Genomic DNA, 24,052 nt, shown 5'->3' on the forward strand with positions numbered 1-24,052 from the left:
TAAGGGGTGAGCAAAAGTGGCAAGGACAAATTGGCTTGAACTAAAAAGCCAGCGTCTTTAGGCGCTGGTCGGTAATAGAGGCTTATAGCCTCAGAGCAAACCACCCGTTTGACGGGTGGTTTTGATTTGCAGATTTTTTAAGCTTAGAATACGTATATATTAAATGGGGGCGATGTTATTGCAAGCAGAGATCATAGCAGTTGGGACAGAATTATTACTGGGTCAGATCAACGATACGAATGGTCAATTTTTAGCACGGACACTAGCAGATATTGGTATTGATACTTATTTTCAAACGGTGGTTGGGGATAATCCGGCACGCTTAAAATCGGTTTTAAAACTAGCTTTTAGTCGAAGTGATTTGATTATTACGATCGGTGGGTTGGGCCCCACTGAAGATGATTTGACAAAACAAACGGTTGCTGAATTTATCGACCGGCCACTAGTGCCAGATCAAACGGCCATGACCAATTTACTGCGGTTTTATGAGCAAAGTCATCGGGAATTAACAGAGAATAATAAGATTCAAGCATATTATCCGGAAGGTGCTCAGGTTTTGCCTAACGATGATGGTTTAGCCGTTGGTTCTGTCACCACCATTGACGATAAAACGATTATCATGCTTCCAGGACCACCAAGTGAATTTCAGCCAATGGTTCTTAACCATTTGCGGGAAATCTTAATTAAGCTTTCACATAAAGACCACGTTCTGGTTTCTCGGGTGTTACGCTTTTTCGGTATTGGTGAGTCTCAGATTGCTACTAAATTAGCTGATTTAATTGACACACAAAGCAATCCGACTTTAGCGACCTATGCGAAAGATTATGAAACAACTTTGCGTTTAACTGCCAAGGCGAAAAATAGTGGTGATGCCAAACGGTATTTAGATGAGTTGGAAGCTAAGGTGCAGCAACGAATTGGCGCTTATTTTTATGGCTATGGTGATAATAACAATTTACAACAAGTTGTGGTAAAAGAGTTAATTCGTCGAGACCTATCTATTACAGCCGCCGAAAGCTTAACTGGTGGGCTTTTCCAAAGTATGATTGCGGAAGTGCCGGCTTCATCACAAGTGTTTGCTGGTGGATTTGTGACCTATGCTCTAGAAGAAAAAGCCAAAATGCTAGGTATTGATGCGGCGATCTTGCATGAACATGGGGTTGTTAGTGAAATGACAGCTAAATTAATGGCAGAAAAAAGTCGACAGCAGGTTGGCAGTCAAATTGGCGTAGGTTTCACAGGTGTTGCTGGTCCTGATGAGTTAGAAGGCCAAAAAGTTGGGACTGTTTATATTGGCTTGTCATTTGCTGATCAACCAACTCAAGTTAAGTTATTTCATTTTCCGCGTCAGCGAAACGATATTCGAGTCTCGGCGGCTATGGCAGGCTTTTTCATGATCTATCAGCAATTAAAAAAATAAGTAGAACATTTGTTCGAAAAATCCTTGCTTTTTAAAAGGTAATTCTTTAGAATGATACAAAGAGTGAAACGATGAATGATAGCTTTCTAAGGAGGGCATAAATGGCTCAAGATGAACGTAAGGCGGCATTAGAAACCGCATTAAAAAAGATTGAAAAGAGTTTTGGTAAGGGCGCCATCATGCGGATGGGTGAGAAAGCAGATACACAAATTTCTACGATCTCATCTGGTTCGTTAGCAATTGATGAAGCATTAGGCGTGGGAGGTTATCCTCGCGGCCGAATCATTGAGATATATGGCCCTGAAAGTTCCGGTAAAACGACGGTGGCTTTGCATGCGGTTGCTGAGGTACAAAAAGATGGTGGTACAGCAGCTTACATTGATGCTGAAAATGCAATGGATCCAGCTTATGCGACGGCATTGGGTGTTAATATTGACGATTTATTATTATCACAACCAGATACAGGTGAACAAGGACTGGAAATCGCAGACGCTTTAGTGTCTAGCGGTGCAATCGATCTTGTTGTTGTAGATTCAGTTGCTGCACTAGTTCCTCGAGCTGAAATTGAGGGTGAGATGGGGGATGCCCATGTTGGCTTGCAAGCTCGATTGATGTCACAAGCTTTGCGTAAACTATCAGGAACGATCAATAAGACAAAGACAATTGCAATTTTTATTAATCAAATTCGTGAAAAAGTCGGAGTAATGTTTGGCAACCCTGAAACAACACCTGGTGGGCGCGCCCTTAAATTTTATTCAACCGTTCGGTTAGAAGTTCGGCGTTCTGAACAGATCAAGAATGGTTCTGATATCATTGGTAATCGTACCAAAATTAAAGTTGTGAAAAATAAAGTTGCGCCACCATTTAAAGTCGCTGAAGTTGATATTATGTATGGTAAAGGTATTTCCCGAACAGGGGAATTAGTTGATATGGCAGCTGATAAGGATATCGTCAAGAAGAGCGGTTCTTGGTACTCTTATGGTGATGACCGAATTGGGCAAGGGCGTGAGAATGCTAAACTTTATCTACAAGAGCATCCTGATGTAGAGGCTGAAATTAGGCAAAAAGTCCGTAAAGCATATGATATGGATGGGACAGCTGATGAAGCAGAGGCTAATGAAAAATCTGATAAGTCTAAAACTAAGACAACCGCTAAAGATACTGGTAAGAATAATTCGGCTAAAGCTACTAATTCAACCAAGGATGCAAAAACAGATGCCAAGGCTAGTGCTGATGAGGTTGATATTTTTGATGCTTCAGATACTAAAGCCTAATTTTGTATCTTTAAGTAATTAAAGCGTGTTGCTAGACCTAAAATTGTTTTAATTTTTAAGTAATTTATAGGGCCTATCCATAATAATTACGATAATAAACGGGTTGAGAACAAGGTGAGGTTTTGTTCTCAACCCTATTTTTGTCCACATGATTTTATCTTGAACACGTTTCAAAGGTTAACGGCTTGATTCAACGACACAGTGAAAGGGAAATACCAGTTAGCATGATTTTTGCGTATACGCAATCATTATGCATTTTTAGTCGCGCATTTTGTGATTTGCAGGGACCTTGCTGGTAAATACGAATGGTTTTTTTAAAGTTGAAGCAAAAACGGCTTTGTTATAAAGCTGTAAATAAAATGTTATTTCAATTCAATGATATTTATGTTGCTGTAACTTTGAAATAAAGTTGACATCATATTGCCCAAAATATAGAATTATGGGTGTGTTAATAATCAAAATAAACATCTTTTAAATTTTTCGAATTATCGTAAATTTTGATGATGCGGAGGTGAAATCATGAATCTTTGGATTCTAATAATCCTCGCAATCATCATGCTGGTTGTTGGTGTTTTTACGGGCTATGCTGTTCGTAAACATGGCCATGAAAAAGAGCTGAATGAAGCAACTCAAACAGCTGCGGGGATTATCACAGCTGCCAAGAAGGAAGCTGAAACAGCAAAAAAGGAAGCCATTCTTGAAGCTAAAGAGGCTTCGCATCAATATCGTCAATCACAAGAAGACGAATTGAAGCAACGCCGTGCTGAAGTTCAAAAACAAGAAAATCGGATGATCCAACGTGAAGAGTTGTTGGATCGTAAAGACGATTCATTGGATAAAAAAGAACAGGCTTTAGACGATAGGGAAGCAAAGCTCAATCAAAGGCGACAACAGCTCGATGGTGAGCAAAAAGAAATTTCTAAAACTCTTGAAAAGCAGCAAACTGAATTGGAACGTATTGCTAATTTGTCAGAAGATGAAGCGCGTGACATCATCTTGGATAAAACCAAGGATGACTTGGAACATGATCGTGCTCAGATGATTAAAAATAGTGTACAAAACGCCAAAGAAGTGGCTGATCGCAAAGCCAAAGATTTGATTGCAGAGGCAATTCAGCGCAGTGCTGCTGACGTTGTTTCTGAGACAACTGTAACGGTGGTAAATCTTCCTAATGATGACATGAAGGGGAGAATTATCGGTAGAGAGGGTCGAAATATCAGAACTTTAGAGACGTTAACTGGTATTGATTTGATTATCGATGATACGCCCGAGGCAGTCGTTTTGAGTGGATTTGATCCAATCAGACGTGAAATTGCTCGGATGGCTTTGGAAAAATTGATTCAAGACGGTCGGATTCATCCGGCACGTATTGAAGAGATGGTCGATAAGTCTCGTAAAGAGATGGATAGTCGAATCCGTGAAATTGGTGAACAAGCTGTTTTTGACTTAGGCATTCATACAATTCACCCAGACCTGATCAAAATTATTGGTCGCTTGAATTTCCGAACAAGTTACGGACAAAATGTATTAAATCACTCTATGGAAGTTGCGAAACTAGCAGGTGTGTTAGCTGCTGAACTTGGAGAGGATGTTTCTTTAGCTAAACGCGCTGGATTATTACACGATATTGGTAAAGCGTTAGATCACGAAGTAGATGGCTCACATGTTGAGATCGGTGTTGAAATTGCAAAGAAATATAAAGAACCGGCAACAGTAATCAATACGATTGCTTCACATCACGGCGATGTGGAACCATCAAGTGTTATTGCCGTATTGGTCGCTGCTGCTGATGCAATATCCGCTGCACGACCTGGTGCAAGATCGGAATCATTGGAGAATTATTTACATCGTTTGAATAAACTAGAAGAAATCACGAATAGTTTCAAGGGTGTGGATCATAGTTTTGCAATTCAAGCTGGACGTGAAGTACGTGTTATCGTTCAACCTAAAGATGTTTCTGATGATCAGACTGTTATTTTGGCTAAAGATATTCGTGACCGTATTGAAAATGAATTACAATATCCAGGACATGTGAAAATTACAGTCATTCGTGAAACACGGACGATTGAATATGCAAAGTAGTATGTCAGAAAAAAACTGAAGCAGTGATGTTTCAGTTTTTTTCTTTAAGTTACTGTTAAAGTTGTTAAAAACAGACGCTTTATGATAAATAGCTGAACTATTGTTTTGAATACGTGCTATTTGTATAATATTGCTAGATAAAGAAAGTTGGTTTGAAATGTCTAGTATGTTTTCCGTTATCGTTAAATTGGTTTTGACTATGATTATTGCTGCAATTATCACACCTTTTGTGCGTAAGATGGCTTTTGTGTTAGGGGCAGTCGACAAGCCCAATGCACGGCGCGTTAATAAAAAGCCAATGCCAACGATGGGTGGGTTAGGTATTTTTGTAGCCTTTACCTTTTCAACATTTGTTTTATTGAGGATACAATTTCCAACACATGAACTTTTTTCAGTTTTTCTGGCGGAAGTCGTTATTGTTTTGACCGGTATGATCGATGATATTAAGGAATTAAAACCACGTCAAAAAATGAGCGGTATATTGATTGCTTCGCTGATTATTTACTTTTTGGCCGGTATTCGTATGAACGAAGTCGTTCTACCCGTTATTGGTACGATTCATCTTGGCTGGTGGAGTTTGCCGATTACAGTTTTTTGGATTTTAGCAATTACCAATGCAGTTAACTTGATCGATGGGTTAGATGGTTTAGCAACAGGTGTTTCAATAATTGGTTTATTTACCATGGGAATTGTTGGCTATTTCTTCTTAACAACGCCTGATGTATATGTTTCTATTTGGATTTTTACTTTGGTCGCGGCTTTACTCGGCTTTCTACCGCATAATTTTCATCCAGCTAAGATCTTTTTAGGAGACACTGGTGCGTTGTTTATTGGCTTTATGATTGCAGTGTTTTCATTAAAGGGCTTAAAAAATGTGACCTTTGTGACATTATTGATTCCAGTCATTATTTTAGGGGTGCCCATAACAGATACGGTTTATGCTATTTTGCGTCGTATTCTGAATAAAAAGCCGATTTCGCAGGCTGATAAGCACCATTTACACCATGTATTGATGGGGATGGGCCTAACGCACCGGCAAACAGTGCTGGTCATTTATGGATTGGCGTTGATATTTTCATTTATTTCTATGCTTTATCCACTGTCTTCGTTATGGGGTAATATCCTATTGACGATTTTTCTTTTGATTGGATTGGAGCTATTCGTGGAATCTATTGGATTGGTTGGGGTCAACCGGCAACCATTGCTTAGAGCGATTGAGCGCACAGTTAAGAAGCTGGCCCGCAATTCACCTGAACAAGAAACCTCAACTAAGGCACAAACTACTGAAAAGAAGCAACATTCAGATTTACCTGAGGATAAGTAATTAATTAGTAAAAAACAAGTAATTCTGTACTAAATGGTCTAGATTACTTGTTTTTTTAATGGCTCTGATTTGAGTTTACCAAGACTTCACGGAAGCGTTCAGTACCAACTTCGAATTGTATTTGTCCATTGAGTAGGTCAGTGAGGTCAGCTTTGATTTGTGCAATATCTTGGCTATCAATAAAAGCTGTGATTGCAATATCAGTTGTATATTGAATATCGTCAATTTGATACGTGCTGTTATCAAAGTAATTTTGGACCAAATCAATTTGATTATAAGCCAAATGAAAGTTTAGGGCGCGTTGTAAAGTTCCACGAACAATGCCAATAGCATGCGCCGCCTCAGAAACAGAATTGCTATAAGCTCGAATCAAACCACCTGCCCCCAATTTAATGCCACCAAAGTAACGAGTCGTTACCGCAACTACATTTTGTAAGGCCATTAGTTTAAGACTTTCAAGCATTGGGACACCAGCTGTTCCGGAAGGTTCTCCATCATCATGCGCACGCTGAATTTCATTTTGTTCGCCAATAATAAAGGCGCTGCAATTATGTGTAGCCTGGTAATGCTCCTTTTTGATCTTTTGAATGAATGTTTTTGCTGCAGCTTCATTTGTAACTCGAGCCATGTTTGTAATAAAGCGAGATTTTTTAATATCAATTTCATGAATGCCATTTTCTTTAATCGTATAATAACTTTTTAACAATATTGGGGCCTCCTTGCGTAATATATTTTATCCTAAAAATAGGTTGTGAGTGACTGTGGAAGAATTATTATATGGTCGTCGTTTAACAAGAAATGAATTAGTGCAGCTAGGTATTTTATCAGTACAATCGCGGAATATACAACGTCAAAAAGCAATTACATATGCGCATGATCAATGGATTTGTCAACGCTGCCATTCAAATATTGCAGCCGAAGATCAGTTGGCGGATGGTAATTTTTATTGTCGTGCTTGTATCCAATTAGGACGCCTCACAACACAGGACGATTTGTATCACTTACCTGAACCCAACCTTTTTAGACCCAATCGGCAGCCATTAACTTGGCAAGGACAATTGACGACAACTCAGTATTCGGTCGCTAGGACGTTGCAACGAAGTCTTGAGCAGCATAGGACACACTTATTATGGGCCGTAACTGGTGCTGGTAAAACAGAAATGCTTTTTCCAGTGCTTGCTCAAGCAATTCAAGCAAATTTGCGGATTGCTTTGGCCTCACCGAGAGTGGATGTTTGTAATGAACTTTACCCACGAATACAACAAGCTTTTCAAACAACGACAATACAACTGCAACATGGACGTTCTACAACACCTTATCAGTATACACAAATGACAATTTGTACCACGCATCAGTTGCTAAGATATTATCATGCGTTCGATCTGTTGATCATTGATGAGGTAGATGCTTTTCCTTTTGTGAATGACCGAATGCTAAACTTTGCCGTTGAAAATGCAGTTAAGCGGCAACGAGCTTTGATTTATTTAACAGCAACACCGACAGCACATTTATTAAAAATGAGGGACCAAAAAAAATTGTGTGTGAGCTATCTGCCGCAGCGGTTTCACGGTCGACCGTTGCCAGTACCTAAATTAATTTTTCAGCAGCACTTAACACAAAAAATCAAACGCGCGCAATTACCTAATAAATTACTAACGCAATTAAAAGCTAGTCGACGTCAACATCGGCAGATATTAATTTTTTTAGCGCGCATTGAACAATTAGCTGATTTTGCCCGGACATTAAATCAAAAAATCAGTGGTCAAATTGAGACTGTACACGCCGCTGACAAACAGCGTCTAGTAAAAGTACAGCAATTTCGAGAAAAACAAACCGATGTGCTGGTAACCACGACGATTTTAGAGCGCGGCGTTACTTTTAGCAATATTGATGTTTATGTGATCAATGCAGAGGATCAGATATTCACGACGGCATCGTTGGTTCAAATTGCTGGCCGGGCAGGTCGTGATGCCAATTTTGCCAATGGTCGGGTAATATTTCTATTAGAATATTACACAAGGCGAGTGAAAGCCTGTTTAAAACAAATTAAATATATGAATCAAAAGGCTGGCACATCATTATGAGATGTTTGTTATGCGCAGCTCAATTTCATCAGACTTTATCAGTGCAAACAATTCTAAAACTAGGGCCAATTATGCGGCCAACGGTTTGTTCAAGTTGTCTGGATCGCTTTGTACCAATTAATCATCAAAATGCCTGCCCTTCTTGTCAACGCTATCAGGAAAAACGGACAGTTTGTCAGGATTGTCAGTTTTGGCAGGCAAAATATCCGGGCGAGTCTTTTCGGCATCATGCGTTATTTTATTATGATGATCAGATGCAACAATTTTTTCAAGACTATAAGGCAAGAGGAGATTTTCGTTTAGCTACAGTGTTTTCATCGGTTATTAATGATTTTTTTAGGCATCATCAGTTTGATACTTACTGTTGCTTACCCCCTGACTTACAGCGCTTAGCCAATCGAGGCTTTGATCATGTTAAGGCATTGTTTTCCAGCTTGGAAACATTGGATTTATTGCAGAAGCGGCAAAGTAGTCAACCGCAAGCACAAAAAAATCGGCAGCAGCGCTTAGCAACGCCGCAAATATATTCATTTTCTGGAGATTATCGGTGCTTAAAGCACCCGCGTTCTATTTTATTACTGGATGATATTTATACAACTGGGCGAACGCTGACCCATGCGCGAATGTGCCTACGAGAAGCAGGTTTTAAAGGAAAAATCGTAACTTTTTCTTTAGTTAGGGCATAAAAATTGGTTATTGTTTGTTAAATAAAGCGCTTTTAGCTATAATTGTCTTAGATATAAGAACAGGGCGTGAGTGGTCCACGTGTTGTTCTTATAGGTGAATAAATATCTCTGAAAGGAGAGACATCTATGCTATCATACAATGTTCGTGGTGAAAATATCGAAGTAACTGAGGCTATCCGCAACTATGTGGAGAAAAAAATCAGTAAATTAAACAAATATTTTGAGGACGTGTCTAATTCAATTGCACACGTTAACTTAAAAGTTTATCCTGATAAAACAGCCAAAGTAGAAGTTACCATTCCGTTACCATTTTTAGTTCTACGTGCGGAGGAAACTTCTCCAGACCTATATGCCAGTGTTGATTTAGTTACTGACAAACTTGAACGTCAAATTCGCAAATACAAGACAAAAATTAATCGTAAGTCCAGAGAAAAAGGTATTAAAAATTTCGATTTAACTGGTCCCGATAATGGTGTCTTGGATGCGCCAAAGAATGATCAAGCTGACAAAACAGATGAACTAGAAGTTGTGCGGACAAAACGTGTTTCACTTAAACCTATGGATTCTGAAGAAGCCATTTTACAAATGGACATGTTAGGCCACAACTTCTTCATCTTTGAAGATGCAGAAACAAATGGAACTAGCATTGTATATCGTCGTCGTGATGGCCGTTATGGCTTAATTGAAACGGATGAATAACCAAAGCATTAGACGTTAATTATTTACACTAAAATACAATAAATTTAGATCTGTTGGCGAAGCTTATGGTAGCTTCAGGCAACAGATCTTTTTGTTTGACCACTTATTGACTTGCAAGTGGCAGAATCGTTTGGTTCTTAAAACTGTCGTCACGTTAATTAGTACTGACCTGTCCTAATGATATTTCCAATTTTTTACGTACATTATTATGATACGTAAATTAAAATATTTGCGTTTTTGTTGATTAAATTAAAATCAGACTTTAGTTATTTGATTTTATGTAGCAATATGCTAAAATTTAATAGATTCGGTAAACATTGAAGTATATATACTTACGTTGAAGTGAGAAGGGAACTATTTAATGGCAAACTTTTTAAAATCCTGGGTTGAGAATGATAAACGCGAAGTCAACCGCATGGATAAAATTGCTGCAAAGGTCATCAGCTATGAAGATGAATACGCTAAATTATCTGATGATGAATTAAAAGCGAAAACACCTGAATTTAAAGAACGACTAAAAAATGGCGAAACATTAGATGATATTTTACCAGAAGCATTTGCAACCTGTCGTGAGGGCGCTAAACGTGTGTTAGGTCTATTCCCTTTCCGTGTTCAGATTATTGGTGGTATTACGTTACACGAAGGCAATATCGCAGAAATGAAAACTGGTGAAGGTAAAACTTTGACTGCGACGATGCCTGTTTATTTGAATGCGTTGGATGGCAAGGGCGTCCATGTTGTCACGGTCAATGAATACTTGTCTTCTCGGGATGCTACAGAGATGGGCGAACTCTATAATTGGTTAGGTCTATCAGTTGGCCTGAACCTAAATTCCAAGAGTTCTGAAGAGAAGCGCGCTGCTTATAATTGCGACATTACTTATTCAACGAATAGTGAATTGGGTTTTGACTATTTGCGGGATAACATGGTGGTTTATAAAGAACAAATGGTACAAAGACCACTGCATTTTGCGATTGTCGATGAAGTTGACTCGATTTTGATCGATGAGGCTAGAACCCCATTGATTATTTCCGGTGGTGCTGAGAAATCAACAGCTCTATATATTCGGACAGATCGTTTTGCCAAGACATTAAAAGAAGATGAAGATTATAAAATTGATTGGCCAACCAAAACGATTAGTTTAACAGAGCAAGGTATCAAAAAAGCTGAAAAGAACTTTGGTTTGGACAATTTATATGACACCGAAAACATGGCTTTGACGCACCATTTAGATCAGGCATTACGTGCGAACTTTATCATGCTACATGATATTGACTATGTGGTTCAAGACGGTGAAGTTATGATCGTTGATCAGTTTACTGGACGTGTCATGGAGGGTCGGCGTTATTCTGATGGGCTTCATCAGGCAATTGAAGCTAAAGAAGGCGTTGAAATCCAGGATGAAACCAAAACAATGGCTAACATCACTTATCAGAATTATTTCCGGATGTATGATAAGTTGTCTGGTATGACTGGTACTGCCAAAACCGAAGAAGAAGAATTCCGCGAAATTTATAATATGGAGTGTATCGCAATTCCAACGAATAAACCGGTTATTCGTGTAGATCGTTCAGATGTACTTTATCCAACTATTGATAGTAAGTTTAAAGCTGTTGTTGAAGATATTAAGGCACGTCATAGCAAAGGCCAGCCGGTATTAGTGGGAACGGTTGCCGTAGAGTCTTCCGAGCGGTTATCGCATTTATTAGATGCTGAACGTATTCCCCATGCTGTCTTAAATGCAAAGAATCACTTTAAAGAAGCGGAAATTATTATGAATGCTGGTCAACGTGGTGCAGTTACGATTGCAACCAATATGGCTGGGCGTGGGACGGATATTAAGTTAGGCCCTGGTGTTCGTGAGCTTGGAGGCTTAGCTGTTGTTGGGACTGAGCGGCATGAATCACGACGGATCGATAATCAGTTGCGTGGTCGTTCAGGACGTCAAGGCGATCCTGGTGAAACTGTCTTTTATATGTCTTTAGAAGACGATTTGATGAAGCGTTTTGGTTCTGATCGAATCAAAGCTTTCTTAGAGCGAATGAAGATTTCTGACGATGACGCTGTTATTCAAAGCCGCATGATTTCACGCCAAGTTGAGTCTGCTCAAAAACGGGTTGAAGGTAATAACTATGATACTCGGAAGCAGACATTACAATATGATGATGTGATGCGGGAACAGCGTGAAGTTATCTACAAAGAACGTTTTCAAGTGATTCAAGAAAATGATGATTTGAAACCTATTTTAATGCCAATGGTCAAACGAACGATTGCGCATCAAGTAGATCTTTATACACAAGGGGATAACCAAAAAGACTGGAACATTGATGCGTTATATGATTTTGTAGTCAGTTCATTAACCAATGATCAAGACTTCAAGCGTAGTCAATTAGAAGGCAAAACTTCAGATGCCCTTGTTAAAATGTTAGAGGATATGGCTGAGGCTAACTTTGAAGACAAGGCTAAGCAATTGTCTGATCCAGCTCAGATGCTTGAATTTGAAAAAGTTGTTATTTTGCGGGTTGTTGATGCACATTGGACAGATCATATTGATGCAATGGATCAATTGCGGCAATCAATTGGCTTGCGTGGTTATGGTCAGATGAATCCATTAGTTGAATACCAGGAAGAAGGTTTCCGGATGTTTGAGGAAATGATTGCTGATATCGATTTGGATGTTACCCGGCTATTTATGAAGGCCGAAATTAGACAAAATATTAGAAGATAAGATCTTAGTATTACTTTCGAGTTTAACGCTTTAAGATAGAATAGTTCGCGACAGAAGGGATTGGGACAAAACTTAGGTTTTATACCAATCCCTCCTTTTGCTTTACCAAATTAGTTAGGAGCTTATGAATATGGAGATTAGTGAAGCACGACATGTTTTAGAAAGTATTGCTAATAAAATAAATCAATTTAGGGGGTCTCTTTGACTTAGATAGCCTAGAAGAAACAGTAGCTTTGAATGAAGCTAAAATGGCTGAACCTGGATTCTGGGATAATCAAGAACGCGCCCAAAAATTGATTGATGAGAACAATATTTCTAAATCAAAATTAGATCAGTTTAAGGCTTTATCGGCGCAATACGATGATCTGATGGTAAATTTAGAGCTGTTGCAAGATGAACCAGATCCTGAGATTCAAAAGGAATTTGATCAAGGGTTGATGAAACTACAACAAGATATGCAGGCTTACGAATTAGCGTTATTGTTAAATGAGCCCTACGATCAAAATAATGCTATTTTAGAAATCCATCCTGGTGCTGGCGGTACCGAATCTCAGGATTGGGGTGCCATGTTACTGCGAATGTATACACGGTGGGGTCAGCAGCATCATTTTTCGGTAGAAACTGAAGATTATCAAGCCGGAGATGAGGCAGGCATCAAGAGTGTCTCTTTGATCATTAAAGGGCACAATGCTTACGGTTTATTACGGTCAGAGAAGGGGATTCATCGACTCGTGCGTATTTCACCGTTTGATGCTGCTGGACGGCGGCATACTTCTTTTGCTTCCGTAGATGTGATGCCTGAATTGGATGAATCCATTGATATTGACATCCGACCAGAAGATGTCAAAATGGACGTCTTTCGATCCAGTGGTGCTGGGGGGCAGCATATCAATAAGACTTCTTCAGCCGTACGATTGACCCATATTCCAACTGGCATCGTCGTCAGTTCCCAGGCGCAACGTTCTCAATTTCAAAACCGCGATACAGCCATGAATATGTTGAAAGCTAAACTTTACCAAAAAGAATTGGAAGAGCAAAAACAAAAAGAAGCCGCAATTAAAGGTGAACAACTGGATATTGGTTGGGGTTCTCAAATTCGTTCTTATGTCTTTCATCCATATACAATGGTCAAAGATCATCGAACTGACTATGAGACTGGAAATGGTCAAGCGGTGATGGACGGCGATTTGGATCCCTTTATTTACGCTTATTTACAGTGGCATTTGAAACAGCAAAACCCAGATTAACTGGAGGCCTTTCATGATCCAATTGATGCATGTTAGTAAAAAATACGGTCGTAATTATGCATTAGATAATATCAATTTAACGATCCAACAAGGGGAGTTTGTTTATGTCGTCGGGCCGAGTGGTGCCGGTAAGTCAACTTTGATTAAATTGCTATATCGACAAATGTTGCCTACCAAGGGTCGGATACGTATTAATAAGTTTGATTTGACTCGATTAAAGGCGCGGCAGATTCCTTTTTTGCGTCGAGAGCTAGGTATTGTTTTTCAAGATTTTAAGTTGTTACCTAGATTGACAGCCTATGAAAATGTTGCCTATGCAATGGAAGTTACAGAAAAGAATCCCCGTTTAATCAGAAGTCGGGTTATGGATGTTTTAAGCATGGTTGGTTTGTCTAGTAAAAGTCGACGATTTCCTGATGAATTATCTGGCGGTGAACAACAGCGCGTCGCAATCGCCCGAGCAATCGTTAATCGGCCCAGTGTGGTCATTGCTGATGAACCAACTGGCAATTTAGATCCGACAACTTCACTGGAGATTATTAAAATTTTTGAACACATCAATCAGCAGAATACCACTGTGATCATGGCAACTCACAATAATGAGATCGTGGATCAGCGGCCACAGCGCGTTGTGGAAATTGTGGATGGCCGACTTAGACGTGATGAATCAAAAGGAGCATATAAAAATGCGGCTGTATACCTCCAAACGCCATATCATCGATAGTTTTAAAAGTTTAAAGCGCAATGGCTGGATGTCCGTTGCATCCGTTAGTGCAGTATCAGTAACTTTATTGTTACTAGGTATATTCTTAGCGTTGGTATTGAATGTTAATAAATTATCAACTGAGATAGAAAATGACGTCCATGTGCGTGTGTTGATTGACCGAGATACAACGACAACACAAAAAGAACACCTACGCACTAAGCTGGAGAGTATGACCAATGTTGCTAAAGTACAATATTCTAGTCGTAACAATGAATTAAAACGAGTTGTTGGCCATTATGGTAGTTCTTTTCGGATGTTTTCAGGCGATGAGAACCCTTTGAATGATGTGTTTATCGTCAGTACCCAAACGCCTCAGGCAACCGTTCGAGTAGCTAGACAGGCTAACAATTTGAAATATGTAGATAGTGCCAGTTATGGTGGCCGACAAGCCAATCAGCTATTTAAGGTGATGGGCTCAATTCGAACCTGGGCAACCGCATTCACGTTATTGTTGCTGTTTGTCGCTATTTTTCTGATTTCTAATACGATTCGGATCACGATTCTGTCGCGACAAGATGAAATTGGTATTATGCGTCTTGTGGGTGCAACGAAGGCGTATATTCGTTGGCCATTTTTACTTGAAGGCGCATGGACTGGTTTGTTGGGCGCAATTTTGCCAATTATTTTGATTGATTTAGCTTATCACTGGGTTTACGGTGTAACGAGAACCTCTTTGACTGGGTTTGGTTATTCATTGGCAGCACCGACTAGTTTTTTATGGTCGATCAATCTTTTGATGGTACTAGTTGGTGTTTTGATTGGCAGCGTTGGTTCAATAGTTTCAATGCGCCGATTTTTAAAAGTCTAGAAATACTAGGCTTTTTTATTTTGATTTTTTACATAAATTATACATGTAATTTACAAAGACTTTATAAAGAAAACCTTTTGCATGGTATACTAGTTTTATTGTTAAAGTGGGGTAAAAAATGTGTTAAATGCAATTCTTTTTTATTTTTTAAATCCGGTAACGATTGTCGGATGTCTAACAATTTTATTAATTAGCAATTTACGGATCAATCGTGAGCGTCGCCAATTTTCGATCGCTATTGATGCTAATTTGACAGAAACAGTTCAGTTTTTAGAAAATAGTTTGCTTGTTGGTGTTTTTGCATCAATTGCGTCACTCGTATTAGGTATTTTTATGACGGCTGCTTGGGTAAATTGGTATATCATTATTGCTCTGGCCAGCATATTAGCGTTTAGTCTAGGGTTTGATAGTCTTATTTTAATAAGTGTATCTACTTTATTAGCTCAAGTTTTTTCTGCTTTTGGACACGATATTTTACCGTTCTTTCCTATTAGAAATCCAGTACAAGGTCATAGCACGGCTTCTGGATTATATCTCGCAGCATTAGTAAGTTTGATTTTGGTTTGGCTTTTGTCACGTATAGAGGACTTACCAGTAGATCCAAAAATTAGAGTTTCTAAGCGAGGCGTTCGCGAAGTCTTTTATCGGGTACGAACTTTAAATGTTGCCCCTCTACTTGTGACTGTACCAGGTACAAGGTTTCATGACTTATTTGGTTTCTGGCCGATTTTTAAGTTAGGCGACCATATGTTTACAATAATGATTTTACCGTTAGTTGTTGGTTTGAGTTTGCAGTTACGCCAGCGTTTACCTATTGAATTGAAACGACTGAGGCCAATTTATGTGACTAGTGCTATTGTTTTTTTAGTATTGGCGTTGGTTGATCGTTTGAGTCAGTTGGATCGGATTTTTGCCGTTGCGGGCGTTGTTTTTGCAATTCTCATTTGGACTTATCGCTGTTATTTCCTAAGGCGAGGTCAATCCACTTTATTAGAGATGCCTGAAGGATTGCGTGTTGTTGCGATCCAGAAAGGGACTCCCGCGGAGAAATCGGGTTTAGAAATTGGAGATGTTATCTTGGAAGCAAACGATCAGGCTGTACGTTCAGAGGCTGATTTATATGCCCAAATCCAAGCAAAACCAACTTTTGTCAAATTTCGAGTTAAAACACAAACCGGTGATATTAAATTAGCAGAAACGGCAATTTATAAAGATTCACCGCATGAGTTAGGCTTATTTACATTTCCAGATGAATTATTTACAACCGAAGGAGACAAGATATCCCATGGATAAGATCCTTGTTGTGGACGATGAACCCGCAATTGTTAAGTTATTACAATATAATTTGGAACAAGAAGGTTATCGTGTGACAACTGCATTTGATGGTGCAGCGGCATTAACATTAGCCATGAGTGAACCATTTGATTTTATTATTTTGGATCTAATGTTACCTAAATTAGATGGGCTAGAGGTGACACGCCGTTTGCGGATCGATAAGATTCGAACGCCGATTATGATTTTGACAGCTAAAGATAACGAGACGGATAAAATCGTTGGTTTGGAACTAGGGGCTGATGATTACGTTACTAAACCCTTTAGTCCTAGAGAAATCATTGCTCGAATCAAGGCAATTAAAAGACGTTTGATTCAAACGCCGCAAGAGCAGACTGAAACGGCAATGTCTCAAGATACCATTAAGGTCGGACCGCTAGTTTTAGACCTTGAACAGATGATTGCGACTAAAAATGGTAAAGATTTACGGTTGACACCTAAAGAGTTCCAACTTTTGCAGTATTTCATGCAGCGTCCTGGACGTGTTTTGAGTCGGGAGTCATTGTTAGATGGTGTGTGGGGCTTTGATTATGCTGCAGAATCACGGATGGTGGATATACAAATCAGTCATCTGCGTGATAAAGTCGAAGCTGACCCTAAACGACCACATTTTCTGAAAACTGTTCGCGGATTCGGGTATAAATTGGAGGTAAACAATGATTAGGCGTACGTCGTTATTTAAAACAGCGTTACTGATATTGATGGCAATTATTTTTTATTTACTCGTTATTTTTGTGACAAACAATATTATTGAAAACCAACAAAAGAATTACTTGCAGCAAGAGGCCAAAAATTATCATTTAGTTGCTCGAGATCCAGATACTTTACAGCAATGGATCGGTAACGTCGATTTAACGGTAATCGATCACCCTTTGCGCCAAGGCTCTGATTTGCAAAATACGGCGCGAGATTTAGTGAGCCACAATTTGGTTTCTAAAAGCCATCCATTTTCAAAGCAGACGATCAATAATAAAACTTATTTAGCTTATGCTTATTACGGTCGACAGACGATGCCAACGGTACTTTTTGTACCCAAAAATAATATTTGGCGCTTAGTGCCAACTACATTTTGGCTTTTAACCGTTCTTTACTTTGTGACTATTGCTAGTTTACTGGCTTGGGGTCACCAACGTAGCCGTAAATTACGTCAAGATTTGGATACATTAGTCAGCAATGTTCACCGAATTCGGCATCGAGACGCACCTGAACCTTTGATTTTAGATGTTGCTGACGTGTTGTATCCATTATCATCTGAAGTGAATAAATTAGATGAAGATGTGAGTCATCTGAATGATAAAATCGCATTAAGGAATGAAACCTTCAAACGATTGATTGATAACTTGCCTTTGGGCGTGATGCTATTAGATGAAGACGGCAACGTCGTTTTGCTGAATCAATCTATGCGGGGGTTACTTGAGATTGAAGATGAACCACTACCTCATCCATTTATTGATGATGTTAAAACTTATCGACTGTCACAAATGATTGAGCATACGATTCGTGATAACAAGAATCACCATGGCGAAATCCAGTTGGTGCAACAACGACCACGTTATGTCGATGCAAATGTCATTCAGCTGGGTCAAGAAGGTCCACGGCCGCAAATTTTAGTACTGCTTTACGACTTAACGGATATTCGGCGCATTGAGCAAATGCAGTTAGACTTTGTTGGAAATGTCAGTCATGAATTAAAGACGCCAGTTACAGCCATTCGCGGTTTTGCGGAAACTTTGCTGAATAAGCCAGATGCAGACCCTAAAGATCAAGCAGACTTTTTAAAAATTATCTACAGTGAGAGTGTTCGTTTAAATCAATTGATTCAAGATATTCTTGAACTATCAAGATTAGATGAAGATGCACCAGATAAGCGAACTGAAATTAATGTTAAAGATTCTGTCAGCCATATCGTTTCCGAATTAAAACCAGCAATTAAATCTCGTGAATTGCAAGTAGATTTAAATGGTCCTGATGATATTACCTTAGCTATGGATCCAACCCAATTCGACCAAATCATGAAGAATTTAATTAGCAATGCCATTTTTTACAATAAACAGAAAGGTAAAATTGCGGTTAACTTTGCCTCAGGAACAGATGATATTCATATTTCAGTAGCTGATACTGGTATTGGTTTAAAAGAAGATGAGCAAGATCGAATTTTTGAGCGTTTCTACCGCGTTGATAAAGCAAGGTCTTATAATAATGGTGGGACTGGGTTAGGTCTAGCCATTGTTAAAGAGATTGTTGAAAATCATGGTGGCAATGTCAGTATTTCAAGCCAGTATGGTGTGGGAACAACGATCAGTGTCAAACTGCCAAAGGCTTAATTTACAATATTTTTACATTCTAATAAGTAAATATTTACATTACCGTTTTATAATTAACAGATTGGTTAACGGAGGTAAACATTTTGAAAAAGAAAATTGTGCTGCTACTGGGCGTACTTTTATTAATCGTGCCTCTGACAGCTTGCAATTTAACATCAAACCAAGGGCGTTCAATAACCGCGGTTGGATCTTCAGCACTACAGCCACTTGTTGAAGCAGTTGCAGAAGAATACACACATGGACATAAGGGTAACTTTATTAATGTTCAAGGTGGTGGGACTGGCACTGGGTTAAGTCAAATTCAAGAAGGCGCTGTTGATATAGGTAATTCCGATTTATATGCTGAGCAAAAAAAAGGAATCGCTGCAAATAAATTGCGTGATCATAAGGTTGCCGTTGTTGGTATCACACCCGTAATTAATAAGTCATTAAAAGTTGATAATTTAAGCACCAAGCAATTGATTGCTATTTTTACAGGTCAAGTAACCAATTGGAACCAAGTTGGCGGTCCGAACCAGCCAATTGTTGTGATCAATCGTGCTCAAGGTTCTGGAACACGTGTTACGTTTGAACGGTGGGGATTAAAAGGCCGAGGTGCCTTACAAGCACAAGAACAAGATTCTACCGGGATGGTACGCCAGATTGTTGCCAGTACACCGGGAGCTATCAGTTATATGGCTTTTGCATATGTTGATGACTCAATCAAAACGATTGCCGTCGATCAAGTAAAACCAACAAATAAAAATGTGGAACAAGGCAAGTGGCAAATTTGGGCGTATGAACATATGTATACTCGTGGGACGCCTACTGGACTGACCAAAGATTTTATCAGTTATATGTTGAGTGATGATGTTCAAAAGCGGGTTGTCGGGAAACTAGGCTATATTCCTATTAGCAATATGCAAGTCCACCGAACTTTGCAGGATGAGCTAAAGGTTCCAACAAAGTAAAGGAGGGGCTAGTGATGCATGATCAAATTAAAGAGAGTTTATTAAAAAAATCACGAGCAACGCGAAGCGAGCGACGAGGTAAACTGATCAGTCTATTTTGTACGGCAATCATCATCTTAGTAGTAGTATCTATTTTTTACTTTGTTGCTTCAAAGGGATTAGCTACTTTTTTTAGTAATAAAGTTAATGTTTGGGATTTTCTTTCTAAAACGGTTTGGAATCCAGGCAGCACAGATAGTCATGGCAATCCTCAGGCGGGTGCCTTCCCGATGATTATTGGGTCTTTTGCTGTGACACTGTTATCTGCAATTATTGCGACACCATTCGCAATTGCGACAGCAATTTTTATGACTGAAATATCTCCAACTAAAGGTTACAAGATTTTGCAGCCGGTGACTGAATTACTTGTAGGTATTCCGTCTGTAGTCTATGGTTTTATTGGCTTATCAGTTGTTGTGCCCTTTGTTCGGCATACTTTTGGTGGCACGGGGTTTGGTATTTTAGCAGGTACTTTTGTATTATTTGTTATGATTTTACCCACAGTGACGTCGATGTCAGTTGATGCGTTAAGGGCAGTGCCACGATATTACCGTGAGGCTTCACTAGCTTTGGGCGCCACAAGATGGCAAACAATTTACAAAGTTGTTTTGCGTTCGGCGACACCTGGATTAGCAACAGCGGTGATTTTTGGGATGTCGCGGGCATTTGGTGAGGCTTTAGCGGTTCAAATGGTTATTGGTAACGCGGCTTTATTGCCACATAATTTAGTTTCTCCAGCTTCAACATTGACTAGTGTCTTGACAATGGGGATGGGTAATACCGTTATGGGTTCCGTGTCTAACAATGCTTTGTGGTCCCTAGCACTGCTATTACTGTTGATGTCTCTAATTTTTAATTTAATTATTAATCGTATTGCTAAGAAAGGAGAGTTATAAACATGAACTCAAAGAAATGGGATAAAGTTGCTACCGGCGTCTTATATTTCATTGCGGGTATCATGATTTTGATTCTTGCTTTCTTATTGATTTATATTTTGGTGAATGGGTTACCACATGTTAGTTGGCATTTTTTGACTTCATCTGCCAAAAGTTTCCAAAGTGGTGGTGGCATAGGGGTCCAATTATTCAACTCGTTTTATCTTTTATTTTTGGCAATGTTGATTTCTGTGCCACTGTCCATTGGTGCAGGTATCTACCTCTCTGAGTATGCGCGCAAAAATTGGTTAACCAGTTTGATTCGATCTTCAATCGATATTTTGAGTTCATTACCATCAATCGTTGTCGGTTTATTTGGTTTCTTAGTATTTTCGATTCAAGCCGGTCTGGGTTTTTCTATTCTTTCTGGAGCCTTGGCGTTGACCGTATTTAACTTGCCGCTGTTAACGCGAAATGTTGAAGAGTCATTAAATACAATCTCTGAATCACAGCGAGAAGCGGGGTTAGCACTAGGTCTTTCTAAATGGGAGACGGTTCTACGTGTTGTGATTCCTGAGGCTTTACCTGGTATTGTAACGGGGATGATTTTAGGTGCTGGGCGTGTTTTCGGTGAAGCCGCTGCTTTGATTTATACAGCTGGACAGAGTGCGCCACCACTTGATTTTGCCAATTGGAACCCGTTTTATATTGCTAGTCCGTTAAATCCCTTACGTCCTGCCGAAACATTAGCGGTGCATATTTGGAAAATTAATTCTGAAGGGATTATGCCAGATGCTAGCCAAGTATCAGCAGGGGCATCAGCGGTATTGATCATCGCGGTATTGCTATTTAATTTTGGTGCACGGTACATTAGCGCGCGCGTATACCGGCGTATGACTGGCGGGCAATGAATATTAGCATGATTGATGTATATTAAAGGAGTCTCATGATGAAGAATTATACAGCTGATGACAAGTACATCAAAGCATTAGATCCAAATAAACATGAATTAGCAATCTATACGGATGACCTGCATGTTTCATATGGTAGTTCGGAAGCAATTCATGGCGTTTCATTAGCTTTTGAGCGGTTCAAAATTACGGCATTAATTGGGGCTTCTGGGTCAGGTAAGTCCACATATTTGCGCAGCTTGAATCGGATGAATGACAATATTGATGGTACAAAGGTTACTGGCAAAATCATGTATCGGGGGTTAGATATAAATGGTCCCGGAATCAATGTTTATGAAATGAGAAAACATATAGGTATGGTGTTTCAACGACCCAACCCATTTTCTAAATCAATTTATGATAATATTACATTTGCACCAAAGCGTAATGGCCTCAAAGATAAGAACAAATTAGATGAATTGGTTGAGACAACATTGAAACAAGCTGCTTTATGGAACCAAGTCAAAGATGATTTACATCAAAGTGCTTTGGCATTATCCGGAGGGCAACAGCAGCGATTATGTATTGCAAGAGCCATTGCTATGAAACCAGATATTTTACTGTTAGATGAACCAGCAAGTGCTTTAGATCCAATATCAACATCAACGGTCGAAGACACATTATTGGCGTTAAAGGATGATTATACGATTATTATCGTAACGCACAATATGCAACAAGCGGCACGTATAAGTGATTACACTGCATTCTTCCATTTAGGGAATGCATTGGAATTTGACGAAACCTCGAACGTGTTTACGAATCCAAAGATTCAAGCGACAGAAGATTATGTTTCTGGACGTTTTGGTTAGTAGGAGGCTGCAGATGGTAGAACAAACTAATAAAATAATTTCATCTAATGATGTTCATTTGTTTTATGGCCGTAATGAGGCTCTAAAGGGCATTACAATGGATTTTAATGAGAGTGAGATCACCGCTTTGATTGGGCCTTCAGGGTGTGGAAAATCAACATTTTTACGGACTTTAAATCGAATGAATGATTTAATTCCCAATGTTACAATTACAGGGACAGTCAAGCTGCATCAGCAAAATATTTATGCACCGGATACTGATACAGTGGCCTTGCGTAAAGAGATTGGGATGGTTTTCCAGCAACCAAATCCATTTCCATTTTCTATTTATGAGAATGTTGTTTATGGTTTGCGGTTAGCTGGTATTCGTGATCGACGTCAGTTAGATGAGGCAGTAGAGACAAGTTTACAACAGGCAGCCATCTGGGATGAAGTAAAGGATAAATTACACGAAAGTGCATTATCCTTATCCGGCGGTCAGCAGCAACGAGTATGTATCGCACGTGTTTTGGCTGTAAAGCCAGATGTTATTTTACTAGATGAACCTACAAGTGCATTAGATCCAATTTCTAGTGGGCAGATCGAAAATATGTTGCTGGAATTAAAAGATCAATATACGATTATCCTAGTAACGCACAACATGCAGCAAGCATCACGGATTTCTGATAAAACGGCCTTCTTCTTGCAAGGCCATTTAATTGAATATGCGGATACAAAAACGATTTTTTTGAATCCACAACAAAAAGAAACTGAAGATTATATTACTGGACGTTTTGGATAAGGGGGCATGAACATGCGACAAATATTTGAAGATGAATTAAATGAATTACATGTCCGTTTTTCTGAAATGGGCATGATGGTAAATGAAGCAATTTATAAATCGGTGCGTTCATTTATTGATCATGATAAAAACTTGGCCCGTGAGGTTATTGACAACGATCGTCAGGTCAATAAGCGCGAAGTAGATTTAGAGAAGCGTTCATTTGAGATGATTGCTTTACAACAGCCAGTAACATCTGATTTACGTATGATTGTTACGGTTATGAAAGCAAGTTCTGATTTGGAACGAATGGGTGATCATGCGGTTAGTATTGCCAAATCAACGATTCGTGTAAAGGGCAATCGCCGTGTGCCAGCCATTGAAAAAGATATCGCTGAAATGTCAGATTCCGTTAAAAAAATGGTTGAAGAAGTTCTCGATGCGTATGTTAAAGAAGACGAAAAACGTGCGATCAAAATTGCAAATGAAGACTCAGGTATCAATGAATATTCAGATCGAATTTATAAAGCTTGTATTGCTGAGATGCAGCATGACCCAAGTACTGTGGTTGGCAGTATGGATTATCTTTTTGTTGCCTCTTATTTGGAGCGTATTGGCGACTATGTTACAAATATTTGTGAGTGGATCGTTTATTTGAAAACCGGCGATATCATTGAATTAAATTCTAACGTTGATGAAACAATGTGATTTGTCAAATATTGAGTATAGATATGTAAAAGATTGGCAACTAGGGCTAAAACTCTAGAGGGAACTACTCCGTGTCAAGTAGACAACCTAAATAATTAAAATGCTTATGCACTTTCCTTAACGGCATGGCACCCATATTCGTTGGGGGTCATGCCGTTAAGTGTTTCTTGGCGACGTTTGTTGTTAT

Annotated in this window: 21 protein-coding genes; 20 read left to right on the top strand and 1 reads right to left on the bottom strand. The window is 39.2% G+C overall.

The annotated features are described in order from the left end of the window. The first annotated feature begins 178 nt into the window (after positions 1–178). The 4 genes from FHQ08_RS10780 (at position 179) to FHQ08_RS10795 (ending at position 6,100) form a co-directional block, all read left to right on the top strand. Positions 179–1,420, top strand: coding sequence for a competence/damage-inducible protein A (locus FHQ08_RS10780; protein WP_230914422.1), 1,242 nt, complete (start codon positions 179–181; stop codon positions 1,418–1,420). Positions 1,421–1,521: 101 nt separating this feature from the next. Next, the gene (gene recA, locus FHQ08_RS10785; RefSeq protein ID WP_230914423.1) at positions 1,522–2,694 is read left to right on the top strand and encodes a recombinase RecA; all 1,173 of its coding nucleotides are present in this window, start codon (positions 1,522–1,524) and stop codon (positions 2,692–2,694) included. Between the two features lie 519 nt (positions 2,695–3,213). After that, entirely contained in the window at positions 3,214–4,776 is a 1,563-nt protein-coding gene (gene rny / locus FHQ08_RS10790) for a ribonuclease Y (RefSeq protein WP_230914424.1), read from the top strand. A gap of 166 nt (positions 4,777–4,942) precedes the next feature. Further along, complete coding sequence (locus FHQ08_RS10795) at positions 4,943–6,100, top strand: glycosyltransferase family 4 protein (protein WP_230914442.1); 1,158 nt, start codon at positions 4,943–4,945, stop codon at positions 6,098–6,100. Between the two features lie 55 nt (positions 6,101–6,155). On the opposite strand, the gene FHQ08_RS10800 is transcribed toward FHQ08_RS10795, so the two are convergent. After that, positions 6,156–6,806, bottom strand: coding sequence for a YigZ family protein (locus tag FHQ08_RS10800; protein WP_230914425.1), 651 nt, complete (start codon positions 6,804–6,806; stop codon positions 6,156–6,158). A gap of 55 nt (positions 6,807–6,861) precedes the next feature. Between FHQ08_RS10800 and FHQ08_RS10805 the strand changes: the two genes are divergently transcribed. The 16 genes from FHQ08_RS10805 (at position 6,862) to phoU (ending at position 23,865) form a co-directional block, all read left to right on the top strand. Next, positions 6,862–8,184: a DEAD/DEAH box helicase gene (locus FHQ08_RS10805; protein WP_230914426.1), complete on the top strand. Its 1,323-nt coding sequence runs from the start codon at positions 6,862–6,864 to the stop codon at positions 8,182–8,184. After that, the gene (locus FHQ08_RS10810; protein ID WP_230914427.1) at positions 8,181–8,870 is read left to right on the top strand and encodes a ComF family protein; all 690 of its coding nucleotides are present in this window, start codon (positions 8,181–8,183) and stop codon (positions 8,868–8,870) included. The genes FHQ08_RS10805 and FHQ08_RS10810 overlap by 4 nt, the downstream gene beginning before the upstream one ends. Before the next feature lie 126 nt (positions 8,871–8,996). After that, positions 8,997–9,569 carry a ribosome hibernation-promoting factor, HPF/YfiA family gene (gene hpf, locus FHQ08_RS10815; protein WP_230914428.1) on the top strand — a complete coding sequence of 191 codons (573 nt, stop codon included), beginning with the start codon at positions 8,997–8,999 and terminating at the stop codon, positions 9,567–9,569. Between the two features lie 361 nt (positions 9,570–9,930). Then, complete coding sequence (gene secA / locus FHQ08_RS10820) at positions 9,931–12,297, top strand: preprotein translocase subunit SecA (protein ID WP_230914429.1); 2,367 nt, start codon at positions 9,931–9,933, stop codon at positions 12,295–12,297. Positions 12,298–12,427: 130 nt separating this feature from the next. Beyond that, a protein-coding gene (gene prfB / locus FHQ08_RS10825) for a peptide chain release factor 2 (protein ID WP_230914430.1) occupies positions 12,428–13,544 on the top strand; the annotation gives its coding sequence in 2 pieces (ribosomal slippage) (positions 12,428–12,499 and positions 12,501–13,544; 1,116 coding nt in all). A 13-nt stretch (positions 13,545–13,557) separates the two neighbouring features. After that, positions 13,558–14,268 carry a cell division ATP-binding protein FtsE gene (gene ftsE / locus FHQ08_RS10830; protein WP_230914431.1) on the top strand — a complete coding sequence of 237 codons (711 nt, stop codon included), beginning with the start codon at positions 13,558–13,560 and terminating at the stop codon, positions 14,266–14,268. Then, entirely contained in the window at positions 14,231–15,118 is an 888-nt protein-coding gene (gene ftsX, locus FHQ08_RS10835; protein WP_230914432.1) for a permease-like cell division protein FtsX, read from the top strand. Before ftsE ends, ftsX begins: the two co-directional genes overlap by 38 nt. Positions 15,119–15,238: 120 nt before the next feature. Next, positions 15,239–16,411, top strand: a complete 1,173-nt coding sequence (locus FHQ08_RS13225) for a PDZ domain-containing protein (RefSeq protein ID WP_230914433.1) — start codon at positions 15,239–15,241, stop codon at positions 16,409–16,411. Continuing rightward, positions 16,404–17,114 (top strand): response regulator transcription factor, encoded by a 711-nt coding sequence (locus FHQ08_RS10845; protein ID WP_230914434.1) that lies wholly within the window; start codon positions 16,404–16,406, stop codon positions 17,112–17,114. Before FHQ08_RS13225 ends, FHQ08_RS10845 begins: the two co-directional genes overlap by 8 nt. Beyond that, entirely contained in the window at positions 17,107–18,774 is a 1,668-nt protein-coding gene (gene pnpS, locus FHQ08_RS10850) for a two-component system histidine kinase PnpS (protein ID WP_230914435.1), read from the top strand. Before FHQ08_RS10845 ends, pnpS begins: the two co-directional genes overlap by 8 nt. An 83-nt stretch (positions 18,775–18,857) precedes the next feature. Further along, positions 18,858–19,724, top strand: coding sequence for a phosphate ABC transporter substrate-binding protein PstS family protein (locus FHQ08_RS10855; protein WP_230914436.1), 867 nt, complete (start codon positions 18,858–18,860; stop codon positions 19,722–19,724). Between the two features lie 14 nt (positions 19,725–19,738). Next, positions 19,739–20,659 (top strand): phosphate ABC transporter permease subunit PstC, encoded by a 921-nt coding sequence (gene pstC / locus FHQ08_RS10860; protein ID WP_230914437.1) that lies wholly within the window; start codon positions 19,739–19,741, stop codon positions 20,657–20,659. Positions 20,660–20,661: 2 nt separating this feature from the next. After that, the gene (gene pstA, locus FHQ08_RS10865; protein ID WP_230914438.1) at positions 20,662–21,549 is read left to right on the top strand and encodes a phosphate ABC transporter permease PstA; all 888 of its coding nucleotides are present in this window, start codon (positions 20,662–20,664) and stop codon (positions 21,547–21,549) included. Positions 21,550–21,587: 38 nt separating this feature from the next. Beyond that, complete coding sequence (gene pstB, locus FHQ08_RS10870) at positions 21,588–22,397, top strand: phosphate ABC transporter ATP-binding protein PstB (protein ID WP_230914439.1); 810 nt, start codon at positions 21,588–21,590, stop codon at positions 22,395–22,397. Positions 22,398–22,410: 13 nt separating this feature from the next. Then, positions 22,411–23,178 carry a phosphate ABC transporter ATP-binding protein PstB gene (gene pstB, locus FHQ08_RS10875; RefSeq protein WP_230914440.1) on the top strand — a complete coding sequence of 256 codons (768 nt, stop codon included), beginning with the start codon at positions 22,411–22,413 and terminating at the stop codon, positions 23,176–23,178. 12 nt (positions 23,179–23,190) lie between these two features. Continuing rightward, positions 23,191–23,865, top strand: coding sequence for a phosphate signaling complex protein PhoU (phoU, locus tag FHQ08_RS10880; RefSeq protein ID WP_230914441.1), 675 nt, complete (start codon positions 23,191–23,193; stop codon positions 23,863–23,865). Positions 23,866–24,052: the final 187 nt, after the last annotated feature.

Source organism: Agrilactobacillus fermenti, assembly GCF_021030645.1.
GTDB lineage: Bacteria > Bacillota > Bacilli > Lactobacillales > Lactobacillaceae > Agrilactobacillus > Agrilactobacillus fermenti.